The sequence below is a fragment of the Kitasatospora sp. NPDC086791 genome (genome assembly GCF_040685975.1).
Classification (GTDB): domain Bacteria; phylum Actinomycetota; class Actinomycetes; order Streptomycetales; family Streptomycetaceae; genus Kitasatospora.
The window spans coordinates 123,966-138,697 of the sequence record NZ_JBFBOC010000013.1 but is presented as its reverse complement, the minus strand read 5'-3'; the positions used below and the strand labels follow the sequence as shown (position 1 = coordinate 138,697).

At 73.3% G+C, this 14,732-nt stretch carries 11 protein-coding genes; 3 read left to right on the top strand and 8 right to left on the bottom strand.

The features are described from left to right. Positions 1-217: 217 nt before the first annotated feature. Positions 218-1,027 (bottom strand): class I SAM-dependent methyltransferase, encoded by an 810-nt coding sequence (locus AB0Q99_RS19760; protein ID WP_363573484.1) that lies wholly within the window; start codon positions 1,025-1,027, stop codon positions 218-220. A 79-nt stretch (positions 1,028-1,106) separates the two neighbouring features. Then, entirely contained in the window at positions 1,107-2,258 is a 1,152-nt protein-coding gene (locus tag AB0Q99_RS19755) for a GNAT family N-acetyltransferase (RefSeq protein WP_363573482.1), read from the bottom strand. 196 nt (positions 2,259-2,454) lie between these two features. Here AB0Q99_RS19755 and AB0Q99_RS19750 point away from each other — a divergent pair, with 196 nt between their 5' ends. The 3 genes from AB0Q99_RS19750 to AB0Q99_RS19740 are packed head-to-tail and all read left to right on the top strand — an operon-like array spanning position 2,455 to position 6,608. Next, positions 2,455-3,768, top strand: a complete 1,314-nt coding sequence (locus AB0Q99_RS19750; protein WP_363573480.1) for a peptide ligase PGM1-related protein — start codon at positions 2,455-2,457, stop codon at positions 3,766-3,768. Positions 3,769-3,780: 12 nt separating this feature from the next. After that, positions 3,781-5,463 (top strand): non-ribosomal peptide synthetase, encoded by a 1,683-nt coding sequence (locus AB0Q99_RS19745; RefSeq protein WP_363573478.1) that lies wholly within the window; start codon positions 3,781-3,783, stop codon positions 5,461-5,463. Then, positions 5,454-6,608, top strand: coding sequence for a glycine amidinotransferase (locus AB0Q99_RS19740; protein ID WP_363573476.1), 1,155 nt, complete (start codon positions 5,454-5,456; stop codon positions 6,606-6,608). The genes AB0Q99_RS19745 and AB0Q99_RS19740 overlap by 10 nt, the downstream gene beginning before the upstream one ends. Positions 6,609-6,674: 66 nt before the next feature. On the opposite strand, the gene AB0Q99_RS19735 is transcribed toward AB0Q99_RS19740, so the two are convergent. The 6 genes from AB0Q99_RS19735 to AB0Q99_RS19710 all read right to left on the bottom strand — a co-directional run bounded on the left by AB0Q99_RS19735 (position 6,675) and on the right by AB0Q99_RS19710 (position 14,732). After that, on the bottom strand, positions 6,675-7,598 hold the full coding sequence (locus tag AB0Q99_RS19735; RefSeq protein WP_363573474.1) for a formyl transferase: 924 nt from the start codon (positions 7,596-7,598) through the stop codon (positions 6,675-6,677). Beyond that, entirely contained in the window at positions 7,595-9,376 is a 1,782-nt protein-coding gene (locus AB0Q99_RS19730; RefSeq protein ID WP_363573472.1) for an FAD-dependent oxidoreductase, read from the bottom strand. Before AB0Q99_RS19730 ends, AB0Q99_RS19735 begins: the two co-directional genes overlap by 4 nt. A 161-nt stretch (positions 9,377-9,537) precedes the next feature. Next, the gene (locus AB0Q99_RS19725; RefSeq protein WP_363573470.1) at positions 9,538-10,509 is read right to left on the bottom strand and encodes a 3-oxoacyl-[acyl-carrier-protein] synthase III C-terminal domain-containing protein; all 972 of its coding nucleotides are present in this window, start codon (positions 10,507-10,509) and stop codon (positions 9,538-9,540) included. A 16-nt stretch (positions 10,510-10,525) separates the two neighbouring features. Next, positions 10,526-11,362 carry a hypothetical protein gene (locus tag AB0Q99_RS19720; protein WP_363573468.1) on the bottom strand — a complete coding sequence of 279 codons (837 nt, stop codon included), beginning with the start codon at positions 11,360-11,362 and terminating at the stop codon, positions 10,526-10,528. Positions 11,363-11,551: 189 nt separating this feature from the next. Continuing rightward, complete coding sequence (locus AB0Q99_RS19715; RefSeq protein ID WP_363573466.1) at positions 11,552-13,126, bottom strand: carbamoyltransferase C-terminal domain-containing protein; 1,575 nt, start codon at positions 13,124-13,126, stop codon at positions 11,552-11,554. Beyond that, positions 13,095-14,732, bottom strand: coding sequence for an amino acid adenylation domain-containing protein (locus tag AB0Q99_RS19710; protein WP_363573464.1), 1,638 nt, complete (start codon positions 14,730-14,732; stop codon positions 13,095-13,097). The genes AB0Q99_RS19715 and AB0Q99_RS19710 overlap by 32 nt, the downstream gene beginning before the upstream one ends.

Below are 14,732 nucleotides of genomic sequence, written 5' to 3'. Positions count from 1 at the left end.
AATTAACCGTGGGCCGCACGCGCTTTGTCCATCGTCCAAGATCCGCCGTCCGAGGGTCCGAGGTCCGAGGTCACTGCCCAGTGGCCCGAGGTCCGAGGCCCCGCGGGGGCGGCACCCCGCGTCCCGCGACTCCGGGCGGGCCCTGACGGCGCGCGTTCAACTGTCAGACCTTCGCGGTTGAACGACGCCGCCCCGGGACGGTCCCGCCGGTTCCGGGTCAATCGGCCCGGCGGTAGACGGAGATGACGTTGCTGGAGGCCGGGCCGCTGGAGTCGGCGCGCCAGGAGCCACCGCGCCAGTTGGCGATCCGCTTGACCAGCCGCAGCCCGGCCAGCCGGGCCATCAGGTCCTGTTCGGACGGCAGCAGCATCCGCTGGGCGAACTCCCGGACCCGGTGCCCGCCCTCGTCCACGTAGAGCACGCTCTGGTCCAGCAGCAGCGACTTCCAGTCGAACCGCTGGGTGCTGATCGCCATGCCGGTGCCGGCCAGCCGCAGGGTGCTGATCCGTTCGCCGTCCTCCAGGGCCCGCAGCGGCGGGTGGAGGTTCTCGACGACCAGGCTGCCGCCGGGCGCCAGGTGGGCGGCGGCGTTGCGGACCACCGCGAGCTGGTCCTCCTGGGTGGTGAAGTGCAGCAGCAGGTTGTAGACGCAGAGCACCAGGTCGAAGCGCCGGTCGGTGGTCCAGTCCTGCGCGTCGCCGCGGACCAGTGTCAGGTTGTCCGGCAGCGCCGTCCTGGCGGCGGCCGCCGCCAGCATCTCGGCCGAACTGTCGACGCCCAGCACGCTGCGGGCCTTCCCGGCCAGCGGGACGGCCAGCCGGCCGGTGCCGACGCCGAACTCCAGCACGTCCCCGCCGCCCGCCAGTTCGGCGAGGTAGGCGACGGTCAGCGGGGTGTCGATCCGGGCGTGTTCCACGTCGTACCGGGCGGCCTGGTCGGCGTCCCAGCCGAGCGGTCCCTCCGCGGGCGTCCCTTCCTCCGCCTGCGCCTTCTCCACCTGCGTCTTCTCCACGTGTGTCCTCTCCATGCGCGTCCCCTCCTCCATGCCTGGCCCTTCCGTCATGTCCGTTCGCTCCCTTCGTCCCCGGCGGATCGACCGCCCGGCCTCAGCCGCCGAGCCACGGCCGCCACAGGTCCCGGTCCAGCAGGTGCGGCTGGGTGGCGAACTGCTGCTCCCAGTACCGCCGTACGCCGGTCCGCGCGGTCGGCGCGGCCGGATCGGTGCGGGCCGCGCCCGCGGCGGGCAGCGCCACCGAGGCGAGCGGGCCGATCCGGGCGCCGCGCGCGGCCTTGGCGTCGTGGGATCCCGAGCCCAGGTGGAGGCCGCGCAGGCCGGCCTCGTAGCAGTACCGGAGCGGCTCGTAGATCACCACGTTGAAGTAGGGGTAGGCCCCGGCCACGGCGTCGTGGTCGAACCCGGAGGCCCGCAGGTGGAGCCACTCCCCCCAGCGGTAGGCCAGCGCCATCCCCACGGCCACCGGACCGCGTCGGCAGACGAACAGCACGCCGTGGCCGTCGAGGGCCGCGCACTGCCGCTCGAAGCGGTCGCGCAGCTCGGCCTCGTCCTCCTCGATCCCGTACTTCTCGTTGCCCAGCCGGGCGAACCGCGCGATCAGGTCGGGCCGTTCGGCCGGGTCGAGCCGGACCGTGTCGAGGCCCTGCTCGGCGAAGCGCCGGAGCTCCTTGCGGGTGGTCTTGCGCCGGGTGGCGGTGAGGGCGGCGAGGTAGTCCTCGAAGCCGCTGCCGGGGGCGGGCAGCCAGGCGTCGCCGCTGTAGCTGAGCACCGGCTCGACGTCCCCGGCGTACCTGCCGACCTGGCGCAGGCCCCGCTCGTCGAGGTAGAGCAGGTAGGCGTGTCGCTGTCCCTGCTCCCCGGCGAGGGCGGCCAGCCGGTCGAGCAGCGCGGCGACGGTGGCGCGGCCCTCGGCCTCGGTGAGCCGGTCGGCCAGCAGGACGCCGTTGCGGTAGCCGCTGCGGCTGCCGGCCAGGCAGTACCGGCCGTCCCGGCCCGGGGCGGCCGCGCGGAAGACCGATCCCGGGTCGTAGTACGGGTTGGGTTCGTCGGCCGTCAGGTAGACCGGCAGCGCACCGGCCGGCCCGGCGTCGTCGTGGGCCAGCAGGTAGCGGCACCGGCCCGGGGTCTCCTGCTCGACCAGGGTCAGCCACGGGTGGGAGGCGTACAGTCCGGCCCCGGCGGCCACCGTCGCCCAGTCCTCGGCCGGCACCGCCGCGAGCGTGTCGTGCACCCGTACCTGCATCGTGACGAAATCCCTTCGTGAATTGCCGGATCCGACCGGTCGGCGGCGGCGGAATCGCCCGCGGAATGCGCACCGAACCCCTGCGGCGCCGAAATGTGCACGCGCTTGCACGCCGGACCTTCTGTGACATCATCCGACGGGGGCGGGAATCGAACTGACGGGCATTCATCCGCCATGGTTTCCAGGGAGGGCTGAGATGGCAAGGGTTCTCATAGGCAACGACTGGGACGAAAATCTGGGAAGGCACGCCGACGGCGCCATCTGGTGGGTCAACCACTTCGTCTGGTTCGCCCGGAACCATGACGTCCTGGTCCTTCCGGAAGCTCCGGAGGAGGCATTCCTGCGATACGTGACGGCGCACACCGGAGTCGACCGGGAAACGCTCACCGTCGTGGTTCCGCCGAAGCGATCCTCGTCCGCCGCCGGAATGCTCACCGGGGAGCAGATCACCGATCCGCGGCTGGCCGCCGAGGTGCTGGCCGCACTCGACGGGCGGCCGGTGGACGAGGTGTTCGCGATGTGGCCGCACACCTCGGTGGCGGTGCTGGCCGACCGGTTGCAGGCCCGCTCGGCCCTTCCCGGGTACGCGTTCGTCGACCAGGGCGGCGGCGCCGTGGTGACCAGCAAGGCGGTCTTCCGCGCGGCGGCCGCGGGCGCGGGGGCTCCACTGCCCGAGGGCGCGGTGTGCGCGGACCTCCTGGCCGCCGAGGAGGCCGTCACCCGGCTGATCGAGCGGGGCCACAGCGTGATGGTGAAGCTGGAGTACGGTGCCGGCGGCGGGGGCAACGAGGTGCTCAGCCCGGTCGACGGCCTGCGGCCGGTCGGCGCGCGGCGGACGGTGCACCTGACCGACCGAGCGGCGGTGCGCCGCTACCTGACGGAGAACTGGCCCTGGCTGACCGACAACGGCGCCCATCTGCTCGTCGTGGAACGGTACTTCGGCGACAGCCGCGCCTACTACGCCGAGTTCTCCATCGAGGACGAGGAGGTCGTCTTCGGCGGGATCGGCGAACTGATGCACGCCCCGCGCTACTTGGCCGAGGTGACGCCGCCCGAGCTCGACGCCGAACTGCAGGCCGCACTGATCGCCGGTGGACGGAAGGTGTGCGCGCCGCTGCACGCGATGGGCTACCGGGGCCGGCTGAGCGCGGACGCGATCATCACCCCGGACCGCCGGGTGCTCTTCACCGAGTGGAACGGCCGGATCACCAGCTCGACGCACGCCTACGACGTCCTCGGGGAGGTCGTGGTGGGCCCCGGCTACACCGAGGACCGGGTGCTGCTCACCAACGTCTGGCCGCGCGGCTGGGCCACCCCCTCCTTCGAGGCGATGCGCGACGCCATCGCCGGCGCGGGGCTGGCCTACGACCCGGCCGCCCGGACCGGCGTGATCGTGGTCAGCGGCTACAACCGCGAGCGGCACGGCGCGACCTACTGCACGGTGGCGGCCGACCTCGACGTCGCCTGGGAGGTCAACGAGAGGCTCGGCGAGCTGTTCATCCCCGCCTGACAGGAGCGCAGCATGACGCGGAACCAGACCGAACACCCCGGCGACCGACCGCCGACCACCGCACCGCCCGCGCCGGACGGGACGCCCGCACCGGACCGACCGGACGCACCGGCGGTACCGGACGAACCGCCCGCGACGCTGATCAACTGCTTCCGCGCGGCCGTCGCCCGGTTCGGCGACCGGCTCGCGGTCCACGACCCCTCCGGCAGCTGGACCTACCGCGAGCTGGACCTCGCCTCGGACGCCCTGGCCGCCCGGATCCGGCCCACCGCCGGCCCCGACGCCCCGGTCGCGCTCTGGTGCGGCCACGACCGCGCGGCGGTCGCCGCCCTCCTGGCGGTGCTGAAGACCGGCGCCGCCTACCTGCCGCTCGACCCGCAGCAGCCCACGGCGCGCTCGGGCGCCGCGCTCGCCGCCACCGGCCCGGCGTTGATCCTGACCGACGCCGCGCACGCCCGGGCGGCCGAACGCGCCGCCGAGGGACGGCCGGTGCTGCGCGTGGCGACCGCCGGGGACGAACCGGCCGACCCACCGATCGCAGCCCGGGACGCGTCCGGGGTACGGGACACCGCCGCAGCGCGGAACGCCGCCGGGGCACCCGCCTGCGTCCGGCCGGACGGGACGTCGCTGACCGACCGGGAGCTGCTCGCGCACGCGTTCCGGTTCGCCGGACGCCTGGCCCTCACCCCCGACGACCGGGTGCCGCTGGTCGCCCGGCACGCCCTGGACGACTCGGCGCCCGAGCTGTTCGGCGCCCTGCTCAGCGGCGCGAGCCTGCACCTCGTCAATCCGTACGCGGCACCGCCGGCCACCCTGCTGGCGGACCTCGCCCGGCAGCGGGCCACCGTCCTGCACTGCACGCCCGACCTGCTGCGGCTGTTCCTGGTCCAGCTGGCGGCCGGCGGACCCGCGCCGGGGTTACGGGCCGTGGTGCTCGCCGACGACGGCGGAACCGCGGGCGCGCCCCTCGGTGATGGCGAAACCGCCGACCTGGCACGGTACTTCCCGGCGGCCGAGCTGTTCGTCGAACCGGCGCCGCGGCACCGGCCCGAGCCGGCCGAGGCCGAAGTGCTGCTGCGGGCCCACCCGACCGTCCGGCACGCGGCCGTCCTGGCCGACCCGACGGCACCGCCCGGCCACCGCCTGATCGGGTACACCACCTCGCCCGGTGTGCAGGCCGCCGCCCCGGAGGAGTTGCTGCGCTACCTGCGCGGGGCGCTGCCCGAGTACGCGGTGCCGCACCGGATCGTCGTCCTGCCGAGGCTGCCGCTGGATCCGGCCGGCCGGCTCGACCGCTCCCGGCTGCCCACCCCGTCGGCGGCGGAGGCGACGGAGCCGGCCGACGGCCTGCCGAGCACCACGCAGGAGCGGCGGGCCGCCGCGCTCTGGTGCGAGGTGCTCGGCCGCGACAGCGCCACGCTCGCGGACCAGTTCTTCGCCCACGGCGGCGACTCGGCCCGCGTCATGCAGTTGCTGCAGCGGGTCCGGGCCGAGTACGGCGTGGCCCTCTCGGTGCCGGCCTTCCTCGCCGCGCCCACCCTGCGGACCCTGACCCGGCTGCTCGCCGCCGCGCCCCCCTCCCCCGCCAAAGCCACCACTGCCACCACTGCCACCACGACCGCTACCACCACCGGGCCCGATTCCGCCCGGGCAACCGAACAACCACCGAAGAAGGAGGCAGGCCCATGCGCCTGAACAGCTACGACGGTTGGTCTCCCCTCCAGGAGGTCATCGTCGGGTCCGCCGAGAACTACACCACGCACGAGGCCGAACTCTCCTTCAAGCTGTTCTTCTACGACCAGCTCTCCGAGCAGAAGTCCTTCTACGACCGGCAGTACTACCCGGTGATCTCCCCGCCCGGCGCCGGCGGACGCCCGGAGGCGGGCGTGCAGTCGCCCATCAAGAAGCGGTACGTGGAGGAGCTGAACGAGGACGTCGAGGGCATCGCGCGGACCCTGGAGTCCCTCTCGGTCACGGTGCACCGGCCGATGCCGCTGGCCGAGGTCTCCCAGGTGGAGACCCTGGCCTGGCCGGCCGCCGTGCTGCCGCCGCTGAACATCCGGGACAACACCCTGATCCTGGGCGACGAGATCATCGAGACCCCGCCGCAGGTCCGGTCCCGGTACTTCGAGACGCAGCTGCTGAAGAAGGTGTTCCAGGGCTACTTCGAGCAGGGCGCCCGGTGGACGGTGATGCCCCGGCCGATCATGACGGACGCCTCCTTCGACCCGTCCTACGCCGAGCGCTCGCCCGGCGGACCGGCCGAGTTCATCAAGCAGCCCGCGGCCTCGCCGTACGACACGGGCTTCGAGATGATGATCGACGGTGCCCAGTGCCTGCGCCTGGGCAAGGACCTGATGATCAACGTCTCGACGAAGAACCACGCGCTGGGCGTCGACTGGCTCGAACGCCACCTGGAGGGCCGGTTCCGGATCCACCGGGTCTCGATGACGGACAACCACATCGACAGCATGGTGCTCGCCCTGCGCCCCGGCCTGCTCCTGGTGCGCACGCCGCGGGTCGCCGAGATGCTGCCCGAGCCGCTGCGCAAGTGGGACATGATCTTCGCGCCGGAGCCGGAGATCAACGCCTTCCCCACCTACGACGACGACGATCTGGTGCTCACCAGCCCGTACATCGACCTCAACGTGCTCTCGGTCGACCCGGAGACGGTCCTGGTGAACGAGGCATGCCCGGAGCTGATGCGGACCCTGGAGCGGCACGGCTTCACCGCCGTCCCGGTCCGCCACCGGCACCGCCGGCTGTTCGGCGGCGGTCTGCACTGCTTCACCCTGGACACCGTCCGCCGCGGCTCGGTGCTGGAGGACTACCTCGGCTGAACCGCGGACAGCGTTCAGGGGCGGCCCCGTCATGGGACCGCCCCTGAACGTTCGCGCCCTGCCCGGCTAACAGTCCCGGCGCACCGCGCCGCGCGGCACCAGGCAGTCCGGCGGCTGCTGCTCGCGCGGGATGTGCGGCACCCGCTCCAGCCCCAGCCGGATCCGCAGCCAGGCCCACAGGTCCAGGTGCGGCTTGCGGCTGCGGTGCCGGAAGGTCTCCCCGGTGTCCTCCTGCGGGACGGTTCGCAGCACGGTGTCGCCGGCCTCGAAGACGGTGAGGATCTCCACCAGGCGGTCGATCGCCAGGTGCACCGAACGGTCGTAGAGGTGTTCGTCGTTGTCCTGCGGGAGGATCTCGGGCCGGACCACCTCGACCAGTTCGCCGCCGTCCAGCCGGGAGGTGACCAGGTGCAGGCTGGCGCCGATGCGCTGGTAGTCCTTGCGCAGGAAGGCGAAGAAGACGCAGTGGTTGCCCTTGTACTCCGGGAGGTGGCCACCGTGGATGTTGATCATCAGGCCGCCGGCCTCGATGACCGGGCGCTTGAGGTAGGTCGTCCCACAGACGATCGTCACATCCGGCCGGAGTCCTTCGAGGAACTCCACGGCCGCCGGGGAGTTGATCCAGTCGACGTGCCGGACCAGCTCCGGCGCGGGACTCACCGGGGGCGTCAGCGCGGCGAAGTACCGGCGCCGGTACGCCGACCGGCCGGTCCACCGCTGGCGGCGGACCTGGTACGCCCGGGCGACGGCGTCCGTCCGGGCCCGCCGCGCCCGGAGCCGGCGCTGCTGCTCGGCGCCCGGTTCGACCACGACCCCGACCAGGTTCAGGTCCCGGGCGGCCCGGGCGACCAGGTAGCGGTGGTGCGGGTCGTCCGAGCACAGGACGGCCACCCGCAGCCGCTCCGCCGGGAGGTCATCGGTGCCCGGGGCACCCGGGGTGCCGCCCTGGACCGGGTGCCACTCGTTGCCGTTGCGCCGCTCCAGCCTCATCGCAGCACCTGGCCACCGGGGAGGGCGACGGGCGGCCGCCAGGGCTCCGCGGCCGGACGGTACCGGGCGGGCCGGAGGAACCGGTCCAGGCGCTGCGGGTGGTAGAGCTCGTGCATGGGGTGCGGGCGTCCCTTCAGGGCGGCGACGACGGCCTGTGCCACGCTCGGTGCCTGGGCGAAGCCGCCCGTGTTGTGGCCACCGGTGATGACACCGACCCCGTCGGCGGTGGTCGGCATCGTCTCGAAGACGCCGAGGTTGGCGGAGGTCCAGGGGCGCACGCAGACCCGACGGCCGCGGCGCAGCGAGCCGTCCGCGCGGGCCAGGGCGTACGCCTTCGGGAAGAACTGCCGGCAGGTGTCCTCGACCGCGGTGAACATCCCCTCCAGCGCGGCGGGATCGATGTCGGCGGGGTCCTCACCGGTGTATCCGTAGCCGGAGCCGACGACCAGGACCGGGCGGCCGTGCGCGTCGGTCGCCAGGGTCACGTTGGCGTCCTCGGTCGGGTGGCCCCGCCGGGCGATCTTCAGCGATTGCCGCAACTCCGGTGCCAGATCGGGCAGTTCCATCCAGACCCCGAGCACGCCGTGGATCCGGCCGGCGGACCGGGTGCCGGCCAGCAGGTCCCGGCCGTAGGCCCCCGGGGAGAGCACGAAGCTGTCGGCCGTCAGCGACTCGCCGGGCAGGCGCAGGCCGTGCAGCCGGCCGTCGTCGGCCCGGTCCAGCCCCTCGACGGGGGTGGACCAGCGGAACACCGCCCCGGCCCGCTCCAGCCAGGAGATCAGCCGGGCCATGAAGGCGTGCACGTTGACCGTGAACCCGGGCACTTCGAGGCCGCCGGCCAGGTCGTCGGTCGCGCCGGCGAGTCCGGGGTGGCGGCGGCGGAGCTCCTCGGGGTCGAGGACGCGGCGCACGGCGCCGAGCGCCGCGTGGCGCCGCAGCGACTGTTCCAGCTGCGCCTCGTCCGTGTAGAGCCGGAGGATTCCCGGCGCATACCCGACGTCCCGGAAAAGACCGGGGCATTCCTGCCGGAGCACATGCCAGAGGGTGTGGCTCTCCTGGTTGAACGAGATGATGTCGTCGTGGTAGATCTGGGCCAACCAGCCCGGGACGGCCTCGAATTCCGCTATCCAGTGTTCTTCCGCGGCCGTGAACGGCGTCGCCTTCACGTTCCAGCCGCGGGCGTCGAGGGAGCGGCGGAACACCCCGTTGACGAAGGGCCGGTCGGCGGCGCTCCTGGCGTGGTAGTCGTCGGCCTCGGTCAGGGTGAACATCCGGGCGTCGCCGCCGGCGCGGCTGCAGCCGTACACCGTCCAGTGCAGCGCCGACCTCGGGTCGGGTCGCGCGTCCAGGATCCGGAGCCGGTGGCCCGCGCGGACCAGCTGCCAGGCGGTCAGCAGATTGACCACCCCGGCGCCGACCAGCACGACGTCCCGGCCGGGGGATTCCGGCAGCGCCACCTGCCCGCCGTCCGGGCGGCAGTGCCGCTCGGCGTGCCGCAGCGCCGTCAGGAACGCCTGGGCCGGCGAGCCGATGACCTCGACGAGCGGCGGCGGGGCGTCCGCCGGCCCGACCGGGAGCGCGGTCGCCTCGAACGCCCGCACCGTCACCAGGCTGCGGCCGGCGGGGGCGGGTTCCCCGGCCGGACCCGCGCGGTCGTCGGCCACGACGACGGCGCGCCGGGCGTCGGTGACGAAGCCCGGGCGGTCCCACGGGTGCGTCCCGTCCTCGACCAGGTCGCGCACCTCGCGGTCGACCGGGCCGGTTACGACTATGGGCATGGTGGTTCCCTACGATCGATCGTTCGTTCGTTCATTCCGAGGTGGGGCCCAATCCGCCCCGGCCGGACGGCCCGAGCCGCAGCGGAGCCGGCCGACCGGGCCGCGTCCGCGGAGCCGGGCCGGGCGGCCGCCACGGCGGCGGAGCCGGGCCGGGCGGGTGGTCAGCCGAGCCGCTCGACGGCCAGCGAGGACCAGGAGTTGGGACCGTCACCGAAGGCCAGGACGTGCTCGCCCGGCCGGATCTCGCCGCGGTCGGCGCAGTGGGCCAGGGAGACCAGGCTGTCCGCGGAGAAGCAGTGCCCGAACTCGGCCATCGGGCCGACCAGCAGGCGTTCGAGCGGCACGCCCATGGCCGAGCAGAGGAACTGCTGGGCGACGGTGCGGTAGTTGGGGAAGAGGAGGTGGTCGAAGTCCTCCACCGAGCGCCCGGTCCGCCGGGCGATCTCCCCGGTGCCCGCCACGGCCAGGGCGACGGTGGCCAGGATCCGGTCGCCGGCCGCGCCCCCGGCGCCGGCCGCGGCGTCGGTGACCGTGGAGACGCCGTGCACCGCGAACCGCACGCCGCCCGGCCCCCGTTCCGGTTCCGGTTCCGACCCCGGCTCCGAGCCCTGCTCCGGCTCCGACCCCGGCGCCGTGTCCGTACCCGGTTCCTCGGCGGTGACCAGGCAGGCGACCGCGCCGTCGCTCACCACGGAGAGCGTGTCGGCCTGGCTGCGGTCGCCGTCCAGCACCCGGTCGGCCAGCAGGAGCAGCACCCGCCGGTGCTCCCCGGAGGCGAGGGCCTGCCCGGCGAGGTGCAGCGCGGGGCCGAGGTTGCCGCAGTCGTGCCCGGAGACCCGCAGGTACCGGGTGTCGGGCAGGCCGAGCTCGCGCACCAGCCGGGTCAGCGAGTCGCTGCTCCCGTGGTCGTTCTCGGTCACGTAGACCAGCAGGTCGGGCCGCTCGGCGGCGGCCTCGACGGTGCGGGCTGCGGCGGCCGCGGCGAGCCGCCAGATCTCCCGGTCGTCGGCCCGGTACCAGCGCAGGCCGCTCTCCGGGGCGAGCAGTTCGGGATCCAGCCGGCCGGACAGTTCGGCGATCGGGCGGCGTTCGCCGTGCACGTAGGCGATGGCGGAGAGGTGGAGGGCGGTCATCGGCCGCCGCCGGAGGTCACGTCCACGAGACCACGGTGCGGTCGTCGATGAACCCCATCAGGAAGGACAGGTTGGTCCGGTTCCCCTTGCTGGTGTCCACGGCGTGCACGAAGGCGCCGTTGAAGACGTAGACGTCCCCGCGTCCGACGTCGATGCGCAGCTCGTCGAACCCGGTGAGGGTGTCGGCCGGGTAGGAGAAGCCGGTGTGCTCGATCCCCAGGCTGCGCCGGCTCTCGTCGTCGGGACGGATGTTCCAGATCACCAGCCGCCCGCCCTCCTCGTGCTCGACGCACATGTTGACCGCGCAGACCTCGTGGTCGCGCACGCCCTGGATCTCGAAGCCGGCCTGCCGCGGATCCGCGCACTGCGCCTCGTCCTCGTGGGGTTCGAGGGCGAAGCTGCCTTCCTTGTCCCAGGCCCGGATCAGCGCCGGACAGGCCTCGGCGCCCCGGTGCTCGGCGATCCGCAGCACGGCGTCGTGCCGGGCGAGTTCCGCCGCCAGTCCGGAACGGAAGGTCTGCCAGGGCGAGTCGGGCACGTCGAGCACCTCGCGGACGGCGGCCGCGATCTCCCCGGTCTCGCGGAGGTAGGTCTCGGTCGACTTGTTCCAGTGGTAGGAGCCGATGTAGTGCGAGGGCTCCCCCTCCCGGTGCCGGCGCGCCGGGCTGGACCAGAACCGGGCGACCGATTCCTTCTGAGCGCCGTCCGGGATCACGTTGCGGAAGATGACGCCGAGCCGCCGGCCGCGCAACACCTCCAGGACCGGCCCGGGGTCGAACTCGGTCCGCTCCTCCAAGCGGAAGAACTCCGGATCCGCCTGCGATCCGGTGACGTGACGAGGTGCTGGACTCACGAGGGAACCGCCTTCCCGTTGACGTGGCTGGAGTGTTCGGCAGGGTTGAACTGTTCGGCGCGGCCGAGGTGTTCGGCATGGCCGGGGCGACTCGGTGCGGGCACGGCGGGCGCAGCGGGCGCAACGCACGCGACCGGTGCCCTGGACGCCCCGGGCCCGAATCCGGTCCCGGTCAGCACGGGAGCCTCCTCACCCGCCCGCCCCCCGCCGTACGGCGAAGGTGTCGCCCACGACGTAGCCGTCCAGGCCGTGCTCCTCGCCGTACCGGATCAGGTCGCTGGTCCGGTTGATGAATCCGCGCCCGGAGAAGTTGAGCGAGGTGTTGCACAGCACGCTGAATCCGGTGAGCTCGCGGAAGGCGCCGAGCAGGCGGGCCATCTCGGGGTTCTGCTCCGGCGTCACCGTCTGGGCCCGCGCGGTCCCGTCGACGTGGGTGACGGCCCGCAGTTCCTCCGACCGCACCTGGCTGAAGTAGAGCATGTACGGGTCCGGGACCGAGCCGCGGAACCAGCGGTCGGCGTCCTCCTCCAGGCAGATCGGGGCGATCGGCCGGTACCCCTCGCGCTGCTTGATCCGGTTGAGCCGGGTCGTGGTGTCCGTGCTGAAGGGCGCGGCCAGGATGGACCGGTTGCCGAGTGCGCGCGGCCCCATCTCCCAGCGGCCCTGCGCCCAGGCGATCACCCCGCCGTCGGCCAGGAAGCGGGCCACCTCGGCGAAGTCCAGCGGCCGGACGTCGAACTCGGCCGGGTCGAAGGCGGCGTCCTCGACGAAGGCGTCCCCGGCGTAGACGTCCCAGGAGACCGCGGCCGAGCCGGTGTAGTGGAGCTGCGCGTCGATCGCGGTGCCGAGCGCGGAACCGCTGTCGTTCGGGCAGGGCGGTACGAACACCTCGGGGAACAGGCCGCACTCGCGCCAGCGGCGGTTCCATTCGCAGTTGAGCGCACAGCCGCCGGAGATCAGCAGCGGGTAGCCCGCGGTGAGTTCCTTCGCGGCGTAGTCGTGGAAGCGGTCGAAGATCGCGTCCGAGAGCTTGGCCGCCAGGTTCCGGTACTCCTGGGACTCCACCCCGATGTTGTGGAACGGCGTCCAGGTCATGTCGCCCTTGGCCAGGTTCAGGATGATCTGGTCCTGACCCAGGATGAAGTCGATCAGCTCCCGCTCGGCCGCGGTCGTGGGGCCCGGCTGCGCGAAGCCGGTCAGGGCCATCTGCTTGCCGGCGTCCTGGAGGCGGAGCAGACCCTTGTCCGCCGGGAAGCGCGGATCGGCGAGGGCGAACAGGTAGGCGTACTTGTTCCCCGGGTCCGCCAGGACGTGGCGCAGGTGGGTGACCTCGCCGCGCTCGTCGACCAGGTAGAAGGAGCCGATGTTCCCTTCCCAGACCAGGCAGTAACAGGGCTGTCCGGGCCGGAAGGAGGAGAGGCCGAGCGCGGTCATGATGTGCGAGCGCTCGTGCGTGGACGAGAAGACCTTGACCTGTTTGCCGAAGAAGGTCCCGGCCTGGTCGGAGACCGCACCCGGTCCCACCCCGAAGTAGCCCGTCCTGGAGGGCGGTTCGACGGAGAACGCCCCCTTGACCCAGCCGCCGACCGCCAGCGCGTCGGGGATCCGGCCGAGCCGTTCCGCGGCGAGCAGCAACACCTCGGCGGTCAGCCGGTCGTAGCGCGGGAAGGAGTCCTTCTCGGCCTCCAGGGAGAACAGCAGCCGGCCGTCCTCGATCGCGGCTATCGCACCGTCATGACCTTCTTTGAATCCCAGAATCAGCATTCTGCCCACCTCCGTGCGGCCTGTCCGCGTCGCGTTTGACCAGGGCCGTGCGATCGAGCTTTCCGTTGTGCGTCCGGGGGAACGAGTCCACGATCACGAATCGGGACGGCACCATGAAATCAGGCATTCTCCCGGCCGCGTAACCGCGCAGCCCGCGCTCGACGGCTCCTTCTCCAGTTCGATGACGAATCGTCACATACGCCACCAGTATTCGGTCTTCGTGCCTGTCCTCGGTGGCGACGACGACCGCCTCGCCGATCTCCGGGTGCGCCGCCAGGACGGCCTCGACCTCGGCGAGATCGACCCGCACACCGCGGATCTTCACCTGCTCGTCCACCCGGCCGACGAACTCCAGCGTCCCGTCGCCCGACCTGCGCACCAGGTCGCCGCTGCGGTACATCCGACCGCCCGGCGGCCCGAACGGGTCGGCGACGAAGCGTTCGGCGGTCGCTCCGGGCCGGCCGAGGTAGCCGTGGGCCAACCCCTCCCCCGAGGCGTACAGCTCGCCGACCTCCCCGTCGGCCACCGGCCGCAGCCGCTCGTCCAGCACGTGGACCTGCTTGCCGGCCAGCCGGCGGCCGATCGGCACGGACGGCCGGGCGGCGCTGTCGGCGGTGACCCGGTGCGTCGTCACGAAGACCATGCACTCGACCGGCCCGTAGCCGTTGACGAGGCGCAGCCGCGGGAAGTCCCGGAGCACCCGCGCGGCGTGTCCGGGCGAGAGCGCCTCGCCGCCGACCAGGAGGTCCCGCAGCTGCGCGAAGGCCTCCGGGTAGGTGTCCGTGATCACGTGGAACAGGACGGTCGGCAGGTTCATCGTGGTGATGCCGTACTTCGCGACGAGCTGCGCCATCCGGAGCGGATCGGGGCTGCCCGGGTGGATCACGCAGGCGCCGCCGGTGAGCAGTGGCCCCCAGAGCTCCAGCGCGAACGCGTCCCAGGAGACCGGCGCGCACTGCAGCCAGACGGTCTCCGGGCCGAACCGGGTGTACCGCTGCCCGAGGACGGTGCCGACGATCGCCCGGTGCGGGGCCGCCACCGCCTTCGGCCGGCCGGTCGAGCCGGAGGTGAAGATCACGCAGGCGGGGTCCTCCGGCCTGGCGCGGGCGGCGCCGTGGGGCAGCGCCGGGCCGGGGCCGGTCAGCGGGACGAAGCCGGCCGGGGTGCCGAGGCGGTCCACTTCGGCCGCGGTCCGGGCGACGACCACGGCGGGCGCCGCGTCCTCGGCCATGACGCGCAGCCGCTCCGCCGGGAAGGCCGGGTCCAGCATCAGGTAGCCCGCGCCGGCCTTGAGCGCGGCCAGGATCGCGACGACCATCCCGGTGCCGCGGTCGAGGTGGACGCCGACCAGCGCACCGCGCCGTACGCCGGCGTCCACCAGGCGCCGGGCCAGCCGGTCCGCCCGTGCGTCCAACTCGCCGTAGCCGAGCCGCTCGTCCTCGCAGGCGACCGCCAGGGCGTCGGGGGCGGCGGCGGCCCGTTCCTCGAAGACCTCGTGCAGGCACCGCGCGGGTCGCCGGTCGGGCGGGCCGGGGTCGGGTCCGGCGTCGGGTCCGGCGTCGGGTGCGCGGTGGGGTCCGGTGTCGGGTCCGGTGTCGACGCCCAT